Origin of the sequence: Lactobacillus jensenii DSM 20557 (genome assembly GCF_001436455.1) — a bacterium.
In the GTDB taxonomy this organism is placed as follows: domain Bacteria; phylum Bacillota; class Bacilli; order Lactobacillales; family Lactobacillaceae; genus Lactobacillus; species Lactobacillus jensenii.
Genome location: NZ_AYYU01000025.1, coordinates 1 through 20,072 on the forward strand (window position 1 = coordinate 1; position 20,072 = coordinate 20,072).

Genomic DNA, 20,072 nt, shown 5'->3' on the forward strand with positions numbered 1-20,072 from the left:
CATCCTTACACAAACTATTTTACGGTCTCTAGAATTGTGTCGACTAAATTTAACAAATTAATTCTCTCCTTAATGCACTTACACTATAGATAAAGTTCTACAATCAAACTTCTTACTTTCTAAAGAAGAAGTACCAAATAATAATTCCTAAGATTGAATAAGAAATTGCACTTATAATTTTTTCTTTTCTTGTTGTTTTACTTATTTTTACTTCTAATTTCATAAAAAACTATCCCACCATTTTTTATAGTCTTTTCCTTTAATTATTATGCATCATTGTAATAAAAATGTTGAGTATCTTTTTATAAAAATCTAGTATTATCAATCTTTATCTAGTTTTACGTTTATCCAATAAAATTCATCTATACCAGGATCCGTTTTCATTAAATCAAGTATACAGTAATAAATCCAAAATTCTACGGTTTCTCGTTTTACATTAAGCTGTTTACTAGTTAATTCAAAAGAGGTAATATCTCCAATTTTGGTTTCTTTATCAATTATAACCATACCTTCTTCGCAATCAGTATAGATTTCGTATATCCATTCCCTATCAGTATCTTCTAATAACTTTACTGACATAAAGTTAACATATGGCATTAATGAAAAATTACTAGAATGCAACCAATAATATTCTTTAATACCTGGTTTTATTTTCATTAATTTAGCAATCCTATAGTAAATTTCGTATTCTACAGTTTCTTTTTTTATCTGAACACACTTGCTTGTTTTTTCAAAAGAGGTAAGTTTTCTATCAAAAGTTTGTTTATTAATAGTTATTTGCCCTTCTTGATAATCTGTTGTAATTTTATATACCCATTCAGTTGAATTATCTTCTAATAAATCAATAGCCATAAAATATAGAGTAAACATGGAAATTTTATCCTCCCTCTAAATAGAAAATAGATTTTTTCTGAAATCATAATAGCATTGATTATTATCTATTCCTATAAAGAGAATTGCTAAATATACCAGCTTCTCTATATAATCTTTACTCTTAATCAATCATAAAATAAGACCATACTCCGAAGAATATCAAAGGTATCATAAAATCCTTACTAAAAAGCCCTGTCTTTAACCAATTACTGGTAAAAACAGGGCTTTGTTCACTTATTATTTTTATTTAGACTTCGACATTGATTGTTTAAAATAGGAGCCTTTTTCTACCTAAAATACCCAGACCAACTAATCCTGATAAACTTACAATTGTAATGCCAACAGATTTAAGCAAACGATGCTTTTTCTTTGCTACAAGTGGAATAGCATTTTCCAAAATATCTTGCTTATTTAAGCTAGTATTGCTAACTTTGTTTGACATATTAATCATTCCTTTATCTTAGATTTGATTATAGTATGCCTGTAAGCTGTGAACTTTCTATGAATAAGAAGCAATTTTTTAGAGAAAATATATTAAGACTTCCTAAATTGGCTGTGTGGTTAATGCTAAACTTTCAAGAACTTCTAAAATCAACTCGGCAGTTTGTAAACTAGAAAAAACAGGAATATGCGTATTCAAGGCGACATCTCTAATTCTGATTGCATCTTGACTTGCATTATCTGAAAGATTAATCACATTAATAACCATAACTATCTTGTGACTAGCTATCTTTTCTAATAAGTTATGCTGATCTTCCTGTACTTTCTTGACAATCCCTGTCGTAATACCAGCTTCTGCTAAAATAGTTGCTGTCCCTTCAGTAGCAACTAACTTAAAGCCCAATCTATGGAATCTCTGTGCTAAATTAATTGTCCGTTGCTTATCTTCGTCACGAACTGAGATAAAGATTGTCCCATAACTTGGAATGGTCAAGTTGCTACCTTCATATCCTTTATACAGAGCCTTGGAAAGTAGCGTATCCCGCCCCATTACTGAAGCAGAGGACTTCATTTTTGAGTCAAAGGTATTTCCACTTTGATAGTCAATATATGAAAAGACTGGCATCTTCACATGGATTAAATCACTAGCTGGCCAAATATTTTCAGGTAGATTCAGTTCTTTCAAGCTTTTGCCTAATAAACATTTAGTTGTGATTCCAACTAAATCACTATTCAAAGACTTAGACAAAAAGGCTAAGTTATGACCTGCATATGTCTTGACCTGTAACAAGTAAAATTGTCCATCTGCTTGCAAAAAGTGTAAAGTAAATAAGCCCTTCATTTTTATTAGTGGCAAAATTTCTTTTGTCATCTTACCTAAAAATGCTCTTTGCTCTTTATTTAAATTTTGAGGTTGGAAAACTGCAATTGAGTCCGAAGCATGTGAGCCAGTCTGCTCAAGATGTTCAATAATACCTGGAATTGTTACATTTTGAGAGTCAGAAATAGCAATTACTTCATATTTTCTTCCTTCAATAAAGCGTGAAATAGTCCCCTCGTCTAAATCATTCTCATTAATATATTTTTCAAGAGCCGGAATATCATAAACAACAGCACTTTTTACTTTTAATTCTCGATTTTGTCCACCAATTAAAACAGGAAAGCCATATTTTTCAGCAAATTGCTTAGCTTGTCCTTCTGTGAAAATTTCTTTATTAGGTACTAACTCAATTGGTAGTCCTTCAACATTAATTTTTTGCTTTGTAAGCTCAGAAATTAAGTTTTCTTGTCCTAGCAGCTTTAATCCTGCTTTGATTAGATTAGGTCTTAGTTGGTTAACTTCTTTACCGGAAAATTGCGTTAAAACCTCATCTATCCCCTCTCTTCGGGCTATTTTTACAATGTTTTCATAAGTAATTGGTTCAAAATATACCCGATCGACTAGTTCATATGCGGTAGATACTGCTTCACTATTATTACTAATTAGAACAGTAGCAATGCCTTCATCTTTTAGAGTTTTCAACGCATGATAAATCATATAATCATATTCACTAGTCAAAGAAACTTGCATTGGTTTCATACCAATTATTAAAACTTTTCTTTGAGAGTTGAGTGGATTAACTTCGTTTTCACTGCTAAAACTACTATAGCAAACAGAACAATTTGCCTGATACAAGCCTGCGCTCCCATCTAAAAGAAGATACGAAGAATTAAAATTATACTCTCGGCATAAATCATCGATATCCTCCAAGCTCTTTTGGGTGATTATACTAATAAATGAATTAGAAAAACCAAATTTCTTCGCTATTTCAAGGCTATCTTTTGATAAGTTACTTTTGAGCTGCTTAGCAATTTCAACAATTCTAGTCAATTTTTCAAAATATAGCGGATGCAAGCGACATACTTCATGAATTTGGGTGTATGTTAGCCCACTACTTATTGCTGCAAGCAAAGTAATAATATGCAGCTCATCAGGATTAGCTAATCGTTGCAAAAGTTGTTGCCTGTCTTGCTTCTTTTCTAAATAATAAAAATCTCGCAAGCCATTAATATCAAAGTTAGATTCTAATCCTTTTAAAAAGGCAGCTTCAAAATTGCGACCAATACCAATACTTTCCCCACTAGACTGCATTATGTCACCTAATTCATAGTGATTTAAGCCTGATTCACTAAATGAAAAATATGGGAATTTGATTGAAACTGCATCTAAAACAGGTTCAATAGCCGCATTTTGTCCAGTTAAGGGCTGCATAATTTCATTAAAGTTATATCCCAAAGCAATTTTTGCTAAAACATAACCGATATCATACATTGCAACTCTTCGAGCAACAACACTAGTCCGAGTTAAGCGGTTCTTTAATGATAAAACTTTTAGCTCAATTTCTGTATCATGGTGGCTAACGGCAAAGTGAATACTCAAAAAGCCATGAATATTTAACCTATTCATGATTTTTTTGCTTAATTTTCTAATTTTTCGAACATGATCATTGTTTAAGGTCAATGCTGGGCTGATAATTAGCGAATCTCCAGAATTAATCGCCACATCTTCTAAGCATGAAGAAATATTAATAAAGTTAAAATTACCACGGTTATCTCTTAATACATCGACAATAACTTCTTCCCAATTAGATAAGTCTTCAGTTAAACGATAATTGTTTAGGTTAAAATGATCTGCTTCAGTTTCAGCTTCTGCTTTAAAAAATTCCGAAAGGTCTGCTACATTTTGAAACTTAAAATGTTCATTATGAATATATTGATGATATTTAGTTACTAAAAGTGGAAAGCGCGCGTGTGATAGTAAGTCGGTAATACTTTCGTTTGTGTCAGTTTTAACCAAATGCCAGGATTCGCAAGTCGCAAAATTGTTTTTTTGCATAAAGGCAATTTGCTTTTTATGATCAACTAAGTTAAGTAACTCATTATTAGTTGTCAAAAGCTTGATTTTCATATCATCAATTATGCCATCATCAAGTAGCTCTTTAGCAACGGCCAATGCGTTAGTACTACCATAGGCAGTTACAATTGCATCTGGCTCCTCCATTCGCAAAATTCGCTTCATAAAGGCCAAAGTCATCGGCTCCAAGTATACAGTAACCCCTTTTTGTCGATCACTTGAAACAGTTGCCGGATTAGGGTTTACCAAGACAACATGAATATCATCCTCTAAAAAGGCCTTAATTGCGGAGTTGGTATAAGCATCCATCTCAGCAACACTGCCTACAATATTAGGTCCGCTTCCAAGGACTAATACTTTATTTAAATCATTTTCAAGTGGCATTTTACTTCTCCATTAATTGCATAAATTGATCAAAAATCCTTAAGCCATCAAAACTCCCAGGAGCTCCTTCTGGATTAAAGGCGGTTGCCAGAACTTCTTTATCTTTTAAATAAAAACCCGCTAATAAGTCACTATGCAAATCATAGTATGTTTCAGTAAAGTTGATGCCACCATTTTCAGAAAGAGCAAGTTGCGGAATATTCATCGCTGTCTGCCAAATCGTATTAGAATTTTGCAAAATAACTGGGTAATTAACCCCATTAAACGGTTTAGGAAGGTCAATTAATTCGATATCCAAATAATCACATATTGCTAAAAATCCTAAACCAATTCCTAAAATTGGCAATTTCCCATAAAACTCATCAAAAAGTGGTGCTAATCCTTTTTTGACCTCAGCAGCAGTACCAGGACCATTTGAGATAACTAATCCATCTGGCTTTAAATTAAGGATATCTTGTGGCTTGGAATTAAAAGGAACAACGATTATGTTAGCCTTGCGTAAAGACAATTCTCTCAGCATTGAATGTTTCAAGCCGAGATCAACTACTGCGATAGTTTTGCCGATATTAGGAGCAGCATAAGAATTAGAAGTAGAAATAGTTGCTGTTTTATTTTTTGGTAAAACTAAGGCTCTAATCTGATCAAATGCATGCTCATCATTAGTATCCATAATAGAAGCTTTAATTTTACTTTGGTTACTAATCTTATGGGCAAGTGCACGAGTATCAACCCCATATATAGCAGGAATTTTTTTCTCTTTTAAGAAATAGTCTAATTCCTGAAAATTGGGAGAATCAGAAATATGGGTTGCGATTTCATTACAAATAATACCACGAACATTAGGATCAATAGCTTCATAGTCAATAGAGTTAATCCCAGTTGTACCAATCACCGGTGTGGTAAAAACTAATATTTTGCCAGCATTTGTCGGATCTGTTAAAGCTTCTTGGTAGCCAAAATTACTTGTCTGAACAGCTAATTCGCCTGTAGAAATAGTTTCAGCTCCAAAACTTTCTCCAGCAAAAGATGTCCCATCTTCTAATATCAAATATCGTTTCATCTATAACCTATCCCTTCAAGCCTCGCAGATAAGTAAGCTTTTTCTGGAAAATTTCTGGTGGTTCAACTTGAAATTCAAGCCATTGACCAGTTTTAGGTTGCTTAAAGCCTAATATCTTTGCATGCAAAAACTGACCATGTCCCTTTAAAGTTTTCTTTGGACCATACAATGGATCTCCAGCTAAAGGATGGCCAATATATTTCATATGAACTCTAATTTGGTGAGTACGCCCAGTTTCAAGTTGACAACTTACTAGCGCATAATTAGGATATTGCTCTAATACCTTGAAGTGTGTTACTGCAGCTTTACCACTTTCAACAACTGCCATTTTTTTGCGTTCTTTAGGATTACGGGCAATTGGTGCATCAATTGTTCCAGATGCTTCTTTGAAATTTCCATGAACAATTGCCAAATAAACACGTTTATTAGTTTTATGAGCAAGCTGACTTTCTAAGCTTTCACGAGCCTGGGTATTTTTGGCAATCATCAATAACCCACTAGTATCTTTATCAATTCGATGAACGATTCCTGGACGGAAGCCTTCAGGACTAGCGGCTAGTTCTTTAGTATGGTTCATTAAAGCATTAACCAATGTATGATTGGGATGACCTGCAGAGGGATGAACTACCATTCCTTGCGGCTTATTAACCACAATCACGTCATTATCTTCGTACACAATATCTAAAGGAATGTCCTCTGGTTCAACATTTAGTGGAACTAGCTTAGGAACATGAACTGAGATTTTATCACCAATTGCGACCTTATAACTAGGTTTTTCTTGCTTACTATTTACTAAAATATCACCACTAGTAAGTAATTCTTGGACTCTTGAGCGTGATAGATCAGAATGCTCACTTATATATTTGTCTAATCGTCCTGCTTTAGCTGAAACATTTAATTCAAAATCAGTCACTATTTTTCATCCTTATCTGAGAAAAAGATCAAATAGATAAAAATTAAGATTATCCCAACAGTAATTGCTGAATCAGCAATATTAAAGATATTAAAATTAATAAAATCTAATTGAATCATGTCAATGACATACTTTAAATGTAATCTATCGATGAAATTACCAATTACTCCACCTAAAACAAGGCCAATTCCTGATTTAAAGATTGGATTATTGTATTTTTTGTTATACAAGAAATACAAACAAGCAATTATTGCGATAATACTAATTATGTAAAATATCAACATTTGTCCAGTTAAAATGTTCCAAGCTGCGCCAGAATTTTTAACATAAGTAAATGATAGTAAACCATCAATTAATGTATGTTCCTGACCTAACATATAACTATGACTAATGTAGTATTTTAAACCTTGATCACAAAGAACAACTAAAAAAGCGATAAATAGATATAGTAGTTGCATTAGAACAAACCACTTATCTTTCCATCATCATCGATATCAATGTCTAATGCAGCGGGATGCTTTGGTAAACCTGGCATATCTAAAATAGAACCAGTTGAAACCACGATAAATCCAGCTCCATTTTTCAAGGCTAAGTTTTTAACATGCAAAGTAAAGTTCGTTGGTGCTCCGAGAACTTTTTTGTCATCGCTAAAACTATATTGAGTTTTTGCAATAATTACCGGCAATTTATCTTTTCCAAGTTCTTTTAAATGCTCAATTTGGTCAAGTGCCTTTTCACTGTATTCAACTTTACCAGCGTGATAGATTTTTTGAGCAATTTGTTCAATTTTAACTTGAATTGTATCGTCTTTAGCATAAGAACGCATTATTTCGCCTTGTTCCTGGTTAACTAAAGCACGAACTTTTTCAGCAGCCTTAATACCACCCTTAGATCCATCATTATGGTAAGTTACAACTTCACTATCAATGCCATGTTCAGCAATCAAATCTTGGAGCAAGGCAAGTTCTGCATCTGTATCTGAATCAAATTTATTAATTAAAACAATTACTGGACGATTATATTGACGCATATTATTCATATGCCGTTCTAAGTTTTTGAATCCTTCTCTTAAAGCGTCCAAGTTTTCATTAGATAAGTTATCAGTTGATTGTTCAGCTTGGTACTTCAACGCACGAACAGTAGCAACCACCACTATTGCATCAGGAGCTTTTTCTAAGTGTGTAGAAACAAAATCCATAAATTTCTGTCCACCTAAGTCACTTCCAAAGCCGGCTTCTGTTACAACATAATCACTTAAATGTAAAGCCAAATTAGTTGCCATGACACTATTTGCACCATGCGCAATATTAGCAAAAGGTCCACCATGAACTAAAGCTGGAGTATGTTCAATTGTTTGGACTAAGTTAGGTTTTAATGCTTTACCTAAAAGTGCAGCAATTGCCCCTTCAAAATGTAAATCCTTAACAAAGACAGGCTTATCTTCAGTAGAATAACCAACTAACATGTTACCAATGCGTTGTTTAAGATCGATAATTGAAGTTGCAAGACACAAAATAGCCATTAACTCATTAGCTACTGTAATTGCAAAACTCGCTTCATGTTCAACCCCATTAAAACGAGAACCTTGTCCTAAGGTAATCTTACGTAAAGTACGATCATTTACGTCAAGGCCGCGTTTTAGAAGAATCCGGTTCGAATCCAACTTTAAACTATTATCTTGATAAATATAGTTATCAACTAATGCAGCTAAGGTATCAATAGCACTGGTCAAAGCATGCATATCACCAGTAAAATGTAAGTTAATGTCTTCCATTGGAATAACTTGTGCTTGTCCACCACCAGTAGCTCCACCCTTTAACCCAAAGACTGGTCCCATTGAGGGTTCACGCAGTGCAATTAAAGTTTTTTCATGGAGTTGGTTATTTAAAGCATCAGCTAAACCAATAGTCATTGTTGATTTGCCTTCTCCTGCTGGAGTAGGACTAATCGAAGTAACTAAAACCAATTTTCCTAAATGGTGATTTGCTTTAGCATTTTTGATAGCTGACCAGTTAATTTTTGCCTTATCTGATCCAAATAACTCTAAGTCTTGTTCATTAAGTCCAAGCTTTTTAGCGATTTCGGTAATTGGCAAGGTTTGACTTGCTTGTGCAATTTCTATATCTGATTTCATTGGACCACTACCCTTTCTTTTGGATAATCATGTAGTTAACAGCTTCATATTTAGATAGTTCTACATGATAAATATGAAAAGCATGCCAACTAGCAACTTTCTGTGGCTTTTGTGTTAAAACTACTTTCTTTTTATATGGTAACTTTAGTAATAAAGAATTTTTTTCTTCTTTAATATAGGAACATAAAAAGGTATAGATAGCGATTACTAAAAATATACTTCCTATTATTACTGCCGGCCACATTATCGCCTTATTCCCTTCTAAGGCGATAATCAAGCTAATAAAGAGCAAAACCATTAGCCAACTGTAATAAATTGTTCCTGCTTTACCGAGGAAAAATAAATGTTTCTTCATTAAAAGACCTCCATTACCAAACAGTTTTAATTATAGCAAAATGCTTGCTAATAGTATAAGGTAAGGTATGATTTTTATAAAACAAAACAAGTTCAACCTACATCAGTAAGTTGAACTTGTGGTGCTAATTATTTTTATTAACCGTAGTGAATTTTAGAAGTTTTTCTTCAACTATATAAATATGCCTTTCTAAGGTTTCGAAATCATTGCATATTTCTAATTGTTTACTCTCAAGTTCATGCTTTTTAACCTTCATACGAAGTATATTTGCCTTATGCTTATACTTATTTGAATGCTTTTGAATCGCTCTTAATTGACTTGAAAGTAAGTTGCTGTATTTAGAATCTTCTATTTTTTGAATATTTATTTTTTGGAACATACTTTTAGGAGCTGGAATCATATTATTAAAATTGATTACCCCTAAGAATTGATTCCTATAATTAATCTTAGAAAATGTTATATTTTCATTTATCTTTTTATGCTTCTTTTTTGGAGAACCTAAAGGTGCAAAATAGTTAAAATTATCAAGCTTTATAAGAATACCAACATATGGACGATCATGTAATCCATGATGATAAAAAACATGTTTATCAAGCTTATGCAGTTCAGCTACATATTTAGAGCTGATATTGTATAAATATAGCTTCTCTTTTTTCATTGAACACTCCATAAAAAAAGAGTACCAGTTGGTACTCCAAACTTTTATAACGCTCACTTATAAGGCCGAGCTCACCTGACTTTTATAACGCTCACTTATAAGGCCGAGCTCACCTGACTTTTATGACGCTCACTTATAAGGCCGAGCTTACCTAACTTTTACACTTATATTATATCAGCACTAATTTTTGTTATCAATATTTTTGACTTGATGACAAAACAAGTTCAACCTACATCAGTAAGTTGAACTTGTGATACTAATTTATTCTACTTATTCCCGATATTTAAATCCTGCATAATTAGTTGCAACTTCAATAATTCGATAGACATCTAAATATGGTTCAAAATTTGCTTCATGCAACTTAATGAAATCTTGGAAATCAATCCAAGCCTCTTCTGCTTTGGCTTGCTTGCCACTTGCTTGAAGACCTAATGCAGTAGCTAATTTAATTACTGCTTGACGGTGATATGCAAGAACTCGCCAATTTTCATGTTGACTAGCTTGGCTATCCTTCAAGCCCTTAATCACTACTAGCAAAATCGCAACCGCTTCACTTACACATCCCTGGTATTGAGCAGCTAGCTGAGCATTAATTCGACTACCAATCTTGTTGAAGTAGTCACTGCTTGATAAATTAGATAGCTTTTCAAGATATGCTGCCACAGTCATGCCCTCCTTACCGAAGGCTGCTGTGAAGTATTCCTTTTCTAATTCTTCATATGTTAAGCTCTTGTCCCAAAGAGTGCGACCCATTACATAATTTGGTAAAGTAGTTGGAAAACCAGTTCTTAATTCCTGACAGCTAATGTAGCCATTTAAATGTAACTTATCAAGGTAACGAATATCTCGACTAATGATTTGACTAATTTCCATATAGCCTAAATCACCATAATGTGCCCTACCAAGTGGATAATCATAGACAAAACTGTCGCCCTTAAAGTTCTTTTGCCAATCAAATAGAAATGCTAAGTTTTCTTCAAGTGAGTTTGGCAAAGTTGTTTTGTTTCTTACATAAGGTGTTGGTTCAGGAATACCATGTTCATAATCAACATCAGCATAACTCTTTTCAAAAGTTCTACTAATAGGCGCAAACATTAAAACGAAACGTTCCGGATTCTTAATCTTGCTTTCCTCTGGTGCAAAGAGTAGTTCATGGTAAAGTAAGAAGCAAATCTTGGTGTCTAAGCCAGCTTCTGTCAGCTTTTCATCAAGATAATTTAGAAAGTTGACGTATTGATCAGCTGGTAAAATCTTCTGACATTCATCGCATTCACACACATTATTATCACCATCTGATAGCCAAACATGTAAGTAATCCACTTCTTTATGTTTTGCTGCATAATCAACAATTACTTTAGCCATTTCTTCATTAACTTTATGATTGCTCATATCTAAGTTAGTAAAAATTGGTGTCCCTTGAATTAAGTCACGCTTACCATTAACTTTAGCAACTAAGTCACGCTTGTCTTCTGCTAATTCAACTCCACTCTCCCAGCCAAACTCTGATGAATAGCCAAGTACTTCACCAGTCCAACCGTGTCCAACACGGTGATGACGCAAATCTCGTAAAGCCATAGCTTCATCAATTTCATCACTCATCGTTTGAATTTCCGCATCACTTAAATCGCGTCCTTCTAAATAATGATTGAATTCATGGCTATACCAACGCTTTAAGAAAGTATACGGATTAGCGAATTGAATAAAGAAGCTGTTAAAGCCATTTTTTGGAAGCCATTCAATAAATTCCAAGATATTTTCTAATGAATTGGCTCCTTCAATACATACTCCACGATGCTTGTAACTTGCCACATGATCGTATGCTTTTATTTGCTTAATTTCTTCTACTTCAATATTAGGAATTAATTCATTCTCTCTACCTGGTCTTAAAAATCTAGCACCTAAAGCATGTAAATATTGATAACTAGCAATTAATACTGCTACTGGTCGATTACCAGCAATAATAACTTGATTGTCTTGTAACTGATATTGGGCATGATCATTTTCTTCATCATCAGCTACTAACTTTAATACAATATCAGCTTCGTCTGTACTAAAGCCAACTTCTGCTTTAGTCATCTTTTCTAAGTAATATGCAAGTTCACTTGCAGCATAATCTACTGTAGGATTGCTGGCAGTATTTTTAATTAAAATGGTCATAATGAACTCCTACTCTATCTTCTATTATCTGATTTTTCCATTTCGGCCTTTAAACGAGCGGCATCAGCTGCTTTAAAGAATGGGTAGTAAATAAAGAATGAAACAATAACTAACACTAGTTGTAAAATTGCGGCTGCCCAACTACCACCACAAGCGAAGAATCCGCCGATGATTGGTGGCATAGTCCAAGGCATGATAGCACCAGTAGTTAAAGGAACTAAATGTAAAGCCATTGCAAAGTAAGTAATAACTGCATTCGTTACTGGGGCTAATAAGAATGGAATTAACATAATTGGGTTTAATACAGTTGGGAAACTGAACAAGATAGCAGTGTTAATGTTAAAGAAGGCTGGGATACCAGCTGCTTTACCTAATACCTTGTATTCTTTACTCTTACTCAAGAACATTAAGCAAAGTGCTAAACCGATTGTAGCACCACCACCACCGATATAAACGAATAAGTCAATAAATGGAAGGGTAATAATATTTGGTAAAGCCTTTCCTGCTTGCCAAGCAGCTAAGTTTGCAGTTGCTGCTTGTAACCAAACTGGTTGCATAACTGTATTAACTACTTGACCACCGTTAACACCACAGAACCAGAATAATGAGTTAAGTAAAATAGCAATAAATGTACCAATTAAAGTTCCACCAATTAAACCTAAAGGTGTACCAATTACAATTCCTAGTAAGTTGTTTAAATTACCAATTGGAGTTAAGGAAATTCCCCAAGTGATTGCTTCAAAGAATGTTAAGATAACAGCACCTGGTACTAAAGCCATAAATGATTTACCTACAACTTCTGGTACGCTATCAGGCATTTTAATAGTAATGTCTTTTTGAATGAACCAACGGAAAATTTCAGCTGTAACTAAACCAACGATAATTGCCGTGAATAAACCACGTCCACCAATTCCTGGATATGGAATACCTGCTACACCAGCTTTATCAGTGATTGATGGTGTCGCTAGCAACATACTTGCAACTGCCAATGCACCTGCAGATAAGCCATCTACCTTGTATGAAGTAGCTAAACGATAAGCCACACCAAAACATGTTAGCAAGGCAATCAAGCCAAAACTGTTACTAATTAAGTTATTGAAAATAAGGTCTAAGCCTGTTTGATGAAGCCATTTAGTAAAACTTTCTAATGGGAAGCTTGCAATAACTTGGAAAAGCGAACCAATTAAAACTAATGGCATTGCCAGCATGAAACCTTCACGCAGCGCCTTTAAATGACGTTGTTTACTAACTTTTTCTCCAAAAGGAGCTAATTTATTTTGCAAAAAATCCATAAATTTATGCATGGTAGTTTCCTCCTAAGATTAAAACCACTAACTTAGATCCAGTTGACTAAGCAAAAATTTTACAGCTTGCTTTGGGTTACGAGTCATTTCAATGTACTCGGCCCCCTTAGTTGCAAGTAGTTTAATACCTAATTTATCTGTATCCGCTTTCATATCGGAGTAAAAAGAACGTACCTGTGGGGCTAAAATAACCACATCGTAATTTGCCATGATTTCATAATGGGCACCATAAGCACCTGAATTTGCGATAATAGGCATTTTTTCTTCTTTTGCTCCTTCATTTAAAGCACGAGCTAATTGTGCACTAGTGCCAGAGCCAGCACATAAAACTAAGACTTTTAGCTCTTTTGTCAAGTTTGGATGATTTGTTTCTTTTTGTTCTTGCTCTTGATTTTCTGTTATTTCTTTTTCGGAAAGTTCTTCCTTTACTGTGCTTTCAAAGTTCTCTTCTTCAGCTAGCTTTTGTACTTTACTTTGTTCTTGCTTAACTAGTTCAGCATCATATACTCGTAAAAATGGATAGTAAATAGCTGCATCCATCACTAACATAATAATTACGAAGATGATGGAGATAAGTTGGAAATGAGTGTTTAGTAGTACTCCAATTGGCCCAGGAACCGTCCAAGGCAAGGTATAAATCATGCCATTCATCCCCAACACATCGATAAAGAACTTACCTAAAATTACATTAGAAATAGGTGTTAAGATAAACGGAACAAACATATATGGGTTTAAAACTAGTGGTGCAGCAAACAGCAAAGGCTCATTAACAGCGAACAAAACTGGAATAAATGAGGCCTTCCCTACAGTTTTTAATTGTTTTGACTTCATAAAGAGAATCAAAACCAAAGGTACGATAAAAGTAGCACCAGTCCCACCAATTGCAGCAATATAGTTACCAAAGTTGTTAGTCATTGCATGCAAGGGATGTTGGCCCGCTTCAAAAAGCTTTAAATTAGCTTCAGTGTTAGCCAATTGGAAGGCAGTTACAGCTGGCATTACAATTGATGGGCCATGAATTCCTACAAACCAGAAGAGTGCACTCAATCCATAGATTAAACACATCCCTGGATAAGTTTCTACCCCTTTTAAGAGTGGGGTTAAAGTCTTTTGAAATACTGATGCAAATGGAGCTCCCACTGCTGCTCTACTAATTAAATCAATTAAAACGCAGGATAAAACTGAAAACGCAAATGGGAAAATATCCTTGAAGCTTTGGGCAATGGTCCCAGGAGCTTCTTTTGGTAGTCTAATCGTAATATTTTTCTTAATACAAAATCTGTAAATATTTACTGTCAAAAAGGCAGCTACAAAGGCACTCAATAAGCCTTGCGTTCCTAAAAAGCCGACATCAAGGGAGCCAGTTTTAGGATCTGGGCTAACTGCTAAGAAAAGAAAGGCAGACATTGCAGCAATCATTGTTGAGGTAGAATTGATTACCTTTCCTTCTGGCATAGTCCGATTGAAGTTACCAGTTAGGGCTTTCGCTGTCGTGCCAGCGACCATTAGCCCCATAATTCCCATTGTTAAATTGTAAATTTTTACCATAATAAGTTTGGCATTAGCCGGTATTACAATTCCAAAGAGAGTTGGTAATTGAACAATCAAAATCATTAAACTGGAAAACATTACCAATGGCATGATCGAAATAAAACCATCTTTTATTGCCATTAAATAATTGTTTTTAGATATTTTTAGAAAGACGTCTTGGTGCTTCTGGATCCACTTTACTATTTTATTCATGATAAACCCACATCCTTACTCCTCAATCGAAGCCGCTAATTGCTTAAACCAATAAGCGCTTTTCTTTGGGTATCGTTTTTGTGTCTTAAAATCCACATAAAATAATCCGTATCTCTTGTTATAGCCATTGGCCCAAGAGAATTGATCTTGCAGTGACCAAACAAAATAGCCTTGAATATTTACTCCCGCTTTTCGCGCTTTTAAGACTTGCTCTAAATGTTGATCAATAAAGTCAATTCTGCGACTATCGTCAACAGTATAATCTTCATTTAGCTGCTCTTTTAGCGCCATGCCATTTTCTGTGAGATAAATAGTTGGTGCATTCGGATAATCACGCTTAATTCGCATTAACATATCAAACAAGCCGCGCGGATAAATATTCCAATCCCAATCAGTAGTTGGCACTTCTGTTCGTTTGACAAACTCGCCTACTCCCTTAAACTTAAAAGCACTTGTGCCCTTTTCCCCCGTTGAATTAAATTGATCAATACTTTCACCATGATATTCTCTGATAAATTCACTGCGATAGTAATTCATACCAAACATCCCATTAAGGGGTGCAGCTTTTTTCAAAATTGCTAAATCTTCTGGTAAAATTGTCAAACTTGCATTATTGGCTGCTAATACTTCTTGCAGTAAATCCATAGTTTCAGGTTGATATTCACCAAGTAGTGTTCCATCAAGCAAGAAGCGATTATTGTAAGCATCATATCTTTGGCAGGCCTGAATATCTTCGAGTCGACTAGAATTTGGGTATCCTGTCTTCAAGGCATGGATACACCCAATTCTTCCTGGCAGATGCAAATCATGATAAGCAATTACAGCTCGAGCGTGTGCCACTAGCATATTATGTTCAGCTTGGATTGCCTCAGATACATTGAAATGATGATTTGGTGGAAATTGCCCACCCAAATACTGTCCACTAGCTAAAGAAATTAATTCGTTAATCGTAAACCAATTTTTTATTTCAGGAAAAATTAGAAAGCAGAATTTCGCATACTTAATAAATCGGTCAATATTTTTTCGATTAAGCCAATCTCCTTCTTCAAGCATTTCTTGTGGAGAGTCAAAATGATGCAAGGCTACAAAAGGTGTTATTCCGTTATCAAGACACGTTTTAAACAAATCATGATAATAAGCTACTGCCTTCTCATTAGCCGGCCCATCAATCTTAGGAAACAACCTAACCCAAGAAATCGATAGGCGAATTGCATTTAAGCCGAACTTTTTTGCTAGGGCAATATCTTCAGGGTAATGATGGTAAAAATCAGATGCGGGATCGGGGGAATATTTGCCTTGTTTAGCCAAATAGACATCCCACATATTCTGACCACGACCGTCTTCTTTAGTAGCCCCTTCAACTTGATAAGCTGCAGTTGCTCCTCCTAAAAGAAACCCCTTAGGTAGTTTTTTGACTTGCGCCATTCAGCTCACTCCACTTCTAGTTTTTTCTCTAATACAAACACCCTTTCATATAAGTCAAGGATTGTGTCCATTTGATCTTTTAAGAGCATTGTAGTCATCAAGGTATCTTGTCCATGTGCCATAATAAACGAAAGTGTCAAGTTTTCACCACTGGCTTCTTTTGTCAACATCTTAGTCTGAATATTATGAGCTAAGTTAATTGACTTCTCAGCTTCTACAACTAAGCGATGTGCTTCTTCAAACTTCCCATCTTTGGCACATTTTAGCGAATCAACTAAGTCACTTCGGGCATCTCCGGCATAAGCCACAATTGAGAAACCGATTGTGTTGACATCCTCACTATTTTTCATTATGTTTGTCATCTTTCTCCTCCTCTCTAATCAGCCTTTGAATATGTATTGTCAAGTAGACTTGTTCATCATTCGTAAATTCTAAGCCCATCTTTTGTTTTATCTGCTCATTTATCTTTTGGACGATTGCAAAAGTTTGAGGGTAATCTTTTATAATCTCCTTAATAATTGTCTCAGATAAAACTTTGGGTACAGGCTTTTGATTAATCCGATTGATAAAATACTTCAAATGCACTAATAATCGTTCATAATCATTGGCATTATCTCGATTTCGATAAATTTGATGATTATTCAATTCATTCTCGACAATCGCAAGTATTTGTTTATTCTTATTAACTGCCTTTCTTTGTACCTGGTTCTGTGTATGAATATCAGTTCTTGCATTCAAAAAATGCAAGGCAACACTTTTTTGTTCCTGTTTAGGGAAGTTGATATTAAGTCTTGTAGCAAAACCATCTAATACATAACCTGCAATTTCATAGGGTAAAGGATAATCTTTTTCTAAATCAGGCAAGTATGTTTCAATTAACTTACCGTTGGTTAACCTCTTGGCTGATTCATAAAGGTGAGTTGTTAGGGTTGTATAAATATATGGTTCAACTGAATAATCATATTTTTCTTGCGCTTCATCTATCAAGCTGTAACTTACTGTAAGAAAGTCCAAAGGGATTGTTGATAACAAGGATGTTAAATCTGATGGATTTTCTTCATGTAATTTAAAAACTTTCTGAACTGCACTAGCCTTAATAGTATCTCCCTTCTTCTTTTGGAAAGTCAGGCCCTTTCCCATAATTACTACTTGTGAGTTATCTTCCTTCGAAGCTAATCCCACATTATTATTCAATACTTGCACTAGCCGGAATGTCATAGCTAATTCCTCCAACAAAAAAGACCACAAACAACGAGTACAGTTGTAACTCGTGTTTGTGGTCTTGCCTAATTAAAGTAACAATCCACTTTATAATTATCCTATGACTTTAGTTTATCATGTCTTCTTGCATCTGTAAACCCTTACATAGTTATAAAGACGCGGAAATTACGAACTTTTACTTCTTAAAGGTATCATATCATTTAAGCCAACAAATTAATAATAAAACGTACTATATTACTAGCATCTTTTGAGTTTGGCCTTCATACGAATAATTAACTCACGTTTTTTTCTTGAGAGAGTGCGCAGACTAAAGTTATAGTTACTAGCTAAAGTCTTTAAGGCGCATTTTTCAATAAAATGCTCTCTAAAAATTACCATTTCAATTTCGGTAAGCTGACCAAGTTCATTAGCTAAAACTAGCCAGTCTTCCCTACTAAGTTCTTCTTCTAGTTCAAAATCTTGATTTTCAATTGGGAGGAAAAGTTCAGCCCTTCTTTGTTCTTTACGTAATTCATCATTAATCTTCCAGAAGATCTTCTTATATGCTAGCTTATTAATTTCAGTTAGACTTTTTTCTTTAAAGCGGTCAAGCAGCCGTGCATAGGTAATTAAACCTTCGTGAAATAAGTCTTCATATTCACTATAACTACGATAAACATGGGCTTTCTTTAGAACTCGGGTAACAAGATTTTTATTTTCCCAAGCCGTTAACAAACTTTGTGGTGAGATATTTTCTTTTTTCATAATTAACTTCCTTCTTGCGGTTATTTGCAAGCTTGCGAAGTTAATAATATTTAAAAATAAAGCTAGCTTCTAACCAAGCTAAAGGAGGAACTAAGCTTGATTGAGCTAGCAGCAGGCTAAGTTAAAACATTAAGTTATTGCGTCTAGTAAAGCTTAGGCACGTTTGATGATCGTTTTTAGTCCAGATTGTGCCAGTCTGACTCTTCATAAAGAAACTATACTGTTCAAAATCATCATTGTGAACTTGCTTAATCAGGGATGCAAGTGTCGGCTTGGTAGCTAATTGTAACTTAAAAAGCCGTTCTTCTTCAGTAAGTAAGCTATCATTTAGTGTTTGATTGAGACCAAGTTCATTTTGAAAATTGATGGCGGTCTCTTTTAATTCTTGGTTCAAGGTGATTGATTCATGCAGGCGCTTTTGAATGTGGGGTGCACAGGAAGTGAACTTAAATAAGTATTGAGTAGAATTTAGCTTGATTGTAGAGGCTTGGGCTTCTGTTTCTGCCAATTGAATAAAGTCAGACAGCTGATGAAGAGCTAACCAACTAGTATTCAATTGACTAAAGCCATTTAGAGAAAAATAAGCATAATTTCCAAGGGCAAAAACGTGCTTTCTCTTAAGACCTAATTGCTGACGAAGTTTATTCTGGTATTTTAAGCCAAGGGTACTGCTTTGGGATAAAGAATTAAAGAGCTGACGAGAATTCTTGGTCGTTAAGATAATGCCAGCTTCCGTGTCAAAAATCACCGACTTATATTTGCCAATAATTGGTTCTGAACTGAAATCAAATAAGACAATCATTGACGGTTTTATTTTATAAGTAGAGTCAATCGTAATGTATTCTTTTAAGGCTTGATGATTGGGGATGTACTTTCTTATCTTTTCTTTATCCCAAACTTGAAATTCGGTAGCAGTTGGTAAATTAGCTTGGCGTTTTGTGGCCATAAATCCTCCTAATAAATTAAAAATTGAATATTTATGATACTTAAATAAATATATTTGCTAATAATATCGGCTTTTTCATTAATTTACAAGCAATATATTATTAAGAATTGCTAAAGAACGTATTTTTTGCTAGACATTATTAATATAGTAATTGAATTTTCGGGATAAAAATTACACCCGAATTAGAAAAAAGCGGTATCAAATTACGCTTAAATTGTAATAACTTAATCACCTATAAATCACGCATCTTCCTTGGCTATCAAGCAGTTAAGCCCTTTCTAACAAAAAAAGCAATTACATCGATAGTATGTAATTGCCTATGATTATATTAATTGCTAATTATTCGTCAAAAATTGGACTAAAATTAATCTCAATATGTTGCTTAGATGCCGTAGCTAGCTTCACAAGCAAGTCAGTTGTCACATCAACATCACCTTGTTCAATCTGTAAAATAGTTGCTTGTGGCATATTAACATATCGAGCGAATTCTTCACGAGTAAGCCCCATCTTCTTGCGTAAGTTAATAATTGCGATACCAGTATTAACGTTAAGGCTACATTGAACAAAGTCCTTAGCGAAATCTTGGTCATTTTCATAATTATCTTTTAGATAATTCTTCAGATTAGTGCGGTCCATATAATCCCTTATACCCTCCTAATACTGATATTTTATCATAAAAAAGCTCATCAAGAAGACGAGCTCGTAGTGAAGAATAACTACATCCCCTCACATTTCATTTATTCAACTTGGAAGTGCTTGTATGTTTATTCGGAATAGACTGGAGCTTATATATTATGGCTAATGTCATAATTGCACTTGGA

18 protein-coding genes are annotated in these 20,072 nt (G+C 34.4%); all 18 read right to left on the bottom strand.

Annotated features, from left to right (window positions below; translation table 11 throughout):
• Positions 1-321 precede the first annotated feature (321 nt).
• The 18 genes from FC45_RS06350 to FC45_RS06435 all read right to left on the bottom strand — a co-directional run bounded on the left by FC45_RS06350 (position 322) and on the right by FC45_RS06435 (position 19,887).
• Positions 322-870 (bottom strand): hypothetical protein, encoded by a 549-nt coding sequence (locus tag FC45_RS06350; RefSeq protein ID WP_006587787.1) that lies wholly within the window; start codon positions 868-870, stop codon positions 322-324.
• Between the two features lie 271 nt (positions 871-1,141).
• On the bottom strand, positions 1,142-1,315 hold the full coding sequence (locus FC45_RS06355) for a hypothetical protein (RefSeq protein ID WP_006587788.1): 174 nt from the start codon (positions 1,313-1,315) through the stop codon (positions 1,142-1,144).
• 102 nt (positions 1,316-1,417) lie between these two features.
• Entirely contained in the window at positions 1,418-4,591 is a 3,174-nt protein-coding gene (locus tag FC45_RS06360; RefSeq protein WP_006587789.1) for a carbamoyl phosphate synthase large subunit, read from the bottom strand.
• A 1-nt stretch (position 4,592) separates the two neighbouring features.
• A complete protein-coding gene (locus FC45_RS06365; RefSeq protein ID WP_006584688.1) occupies positions 4,593-5,651 on the bottom strand; it encodes a carbamoyl phosphate synthase small subunit in 1,059 nt (352 codons plus the stop codon).
• A 7-nt stretch (positions 5,652-5,658) separates the two neighbouring features.
• Positions 5,659-6,564: an RluA family pseudouridine synthase gene (locus FC45_RS06370; protein WP_006584687.1), complete on the bottom strand. Its 906-nt coding sequence runs from the start codon at positions 6,562-6,564 to the stop codon at positions 5,659-5,661.
• Positions 6,564-7,022, bottom strand: coding sequence for a signal peptidase II (gene lspA / locus FC45_RS06375; protein WP_006588588.1), 459 nt, complete (start codon positions 7,020-7,022; stop codon positions 6,564-6,566). The genes FC45_RS06370 and lspA overlap by 1 nt, the downstream gene beginning before the upstream one ends.
• Entirely contained in the window at positions 7,022-8,698 is a 1,677-nt protein-coding gene (locus tag FC45_RS06380; RefSeq protein ID WP_006584685.1) for a formate--tetrahydrofolate ligase, read from the bottom strand. Before FC45_RS06380 ends, lspA begins: the two co-directional genes overlap by 1 nt.
• Positions 8,699-8,705: 7 nt before the next feature.
• Positions 8,706-9,053: a hypothetical protein gene (locus FC45_RS06385; RefSeq protein WP_006584684.1), complete on the bottom strand. Its 348-nt coding sequence runs from the start codon at positions 9,051-9,053 to the stop codon at positions 8,706-8,708.
• Between the two features lie 124 nt (positions 9,054-9,177).
• A complete protein-coding gene (locus FC45_RS06390; RefSeq protein WP_006587790.1) occupies positions 9,178-9,711 on the bottom strand; it encodes a type III toxin-antitoxin system ToxN/AbiQ family toxin in 534 nt (177 codons plus the stop codon).
• Positions 9,712-9,981: 270 nt separating this feature from the next.
• Positions 9,982-11,868: a DUF4838 domain-containing protein gene (locus FC45_RS06395; RefSeq protein ID WP_021350988.1), complete on the bottom strand. Its 1,887-nt coding sequence runs from the start codon at positions 11,866-11,868 to the stop codon at positions 9,982-9,984.
• 14 nt (positions 11,869-11,882) lie between these two features.
• Positions 11,883-13,172, bottom strand: a complete 1,290-nt coding sequence (locus FC45_RS06400) for a PTS sugar transporter subunit IIC (protein WP_006587791.1) — start codon at positions 13,170-13,172, stop codon at positions 11,883-11,885.
• A gap of 27 nt (positions 13,173-13,199) precedes the next feature.
• Positions 13,200-14,915, bottom strand: a complete 1,716-nt coding sequence (locus tag FC45_RS06405) for a PTS lactose transporter subunit IIBC (RefSeq protein WP_006588590.1) — start codon at positions 14,913-14,915, stop codon at positions 13,200-13,202.
• A 15-nt stretch (positions 14,916-14,930) separates the two neighbouring features.
• Entirely contained in the window at positions 14,931-16,340 is a 1,410-nt protein-coding gene (gene lacG, locus FC45_RS06410; protein WP_006584679.1) for a 6-phospho-beta-galactosidase, read from the bottom strand.
• 5 nt (positions 16,341-16,345) lie between these two features.
• Positions 16,346-16,690, bottom strand: coding sequence for a PTS sugar transporter subunit IIA (locus FC45_RS06415; RefSeq protein ID WP_006588591.1), 345 nt, complete (start codon positions 16,688-16,690; stop codon positions 16,346-16,348).
• Positions 16,680-17,558 (bottom strand): PRD domain-containing protein, encoded by an 879-nt coding sequence (locus FC45_RS06420; protein ID WP_006584677.1) that lies wholly within the window; start codon positions 17,556-17,558, stop codon positions 16,680-16,682. The genes FC45_RS06415 and FC45_RS06420 overlap by 11 nt, the downstream gene beginning before the upstream one ends.
• Before the next feature lie 240 nt (positions 17,559-17,798).
• Positions 17,799-18,305, bottom strand: a complete 507-nt coding sequence (locus FC45_RS06425) for a sigma-70 family RNA polymerase sigma factor (RefSeq protein ID WP_006584676.1) — start codon at positions 18,303-18,305, stop codon at positions 17,799-17,801.
• A gap of 121 nt (positions 18,306-18,426) precedes the next feature.
• Positions 18,427-19,251 (bottom strand): hypothetical protein, encoded by an 825-nt coding sequence (locus FC45_RS06430; RefSeq protein WP_048588031.1) that lies wholly within the window; start codon positions 19,249-19,251, stop codon positions 18,427-18,429.
• A 339-nt stretch (positions 19,252-19,590) separates the two neighbouring features.
• Positions 19,591-19,887 carry a helix-turn-helix domain-containing protein gene (locus FC45_RS06435; protein ID WP_006584674.1) on the bottom strand — a complete coding sequence of 99 codons (297 nt, stop codon included), beginning with the start codon at positions 19,885-19,887 and terminating at the stop codon, positions 19,591-19,593.
• Positions 19,888-20,072: the final 185 nt, after the last annotated feature.

Excerpts from the sequence above, each read along its gene's own strand:
- FC45_RS06350 (WP_006587787.1), bottom strand. The coding sequence starts at position 870 with ATGTTTACTCTATATTTTATGGCTATTGATTTATTAGAAGATAATTCA.
- FC45_RS06355 (WP_006587788.1), bottom strand. The coding sequence starts at position 1,315 with ATGTCAAACAAAGTTAGCAATACTAGCTTAAATAAGCAAGATATTTTG.
- FC45_RS06360 (WP_006587789.1), bottom strand. The coding sequence starts at position 4,591 with ATGCCACTTGAAAATGATTTAAATAAAGTATTAGTCCTTGGAAGCGGA.
- FC45_RS06365 (WP_006584688.1), bottom strand. The coding sequence starts at position 5,651 with ATGAAACGATATTTGATATTAGAAGATGGGACATCTTTTGCTGGAGAA.
- lspA (WP_006588588.1), bottom strand. The coding sequence starts at position 7,022 with ATGCAACTACTATATCTATTTATCGCTTTTTTAGTTGTTCTTTGTGAT.
- FC45_RS06380 (WP_006584685.1), bottom strand. The coding sequence starts at position 8,698 with ATGAAATCAGATATAGAAATTGCACAAGCAAGTCAAACCTTGCCAATT.
- FC45_RS06385 (WP_006584684.1), bottom strand. The coding sequence starts at position 9,053 with ATGAAGAAACATTTATTTTTCCTCGGTAAAGCAGGAACAATTTATTAC.
- FC45_RS06390 (WP_006587790.1), bottom strand. The coding sequence starts at position 9,711 with ATGAAAAAAGAGAAGCTATATTTATACAATATCAGCTCTAAATATGTA.
- FC45_RS06395 (WP_021350988.1), bottom strand. The coding sequence starts at position 11,868 with ATGACCATTTTAATTAAAAATACTGCCAGCAATCCTACAGTAGATTAT.
- FC45_RS06400 (WP_006587791.1), bottom strand. The coding sequence starts at position 13,172 with ATGCATAAATTTATGGATTTTTTGCAAAATAAATTAGCTCCTTTTGGA.
- FC45_RS06405 (WP_006588590.1), bottom strand. The coding sequence starts at position 14,915 with ATGAATAAAATAGTAAAGTGGATCCAGAAGCACCAAGACGTCTTTCTA.
- lacG (WP_006584679.1), bottom strand. The coding sequence starts at position 16,340 with ATGGCGCAAGTCAAAAAACTACCTAAGGGGTTTCTTTTAGGAGGAGCA.
- FC45_RS06415 (WP_006588591.1), bottom strand. The coding sequence starts at position 16,690 with ATGAAAAATAGTGAGGATGTCAACACAATCGGTTTCTCAATTGTGGCT.
- FC45_RS06420 (WP_006584677.1), bottom strand. The coding sequence starts at position 17,558 with ATGACATTCCGGCTAGTGCAAGTATTGAATAATAATGTGGGATTAGCT.
- FC45_RS06425 (WP_006584676.1), bottom strand. The coding sequence starts at position 18,305 with ATGAAAAAAGAAAATATCTCACCACAAAGTTTGTTAACGGCTTGGGAA.
- FC45_RS06430 (WP_048588031.1), bottom strand. The coding sequence starts at position 19,251 with ATGGCCACAAAACGCCAAGCTAATTTACCAACTGCTACCGAATTTCAA.
- FC45_RS06435 (WP_006584674.1), bottom strand. The coding sequence starts at position 19,887 with ATGGACCGCACTAATCTGAAGAATTATCTAAAAGATAATTATGAAAAT.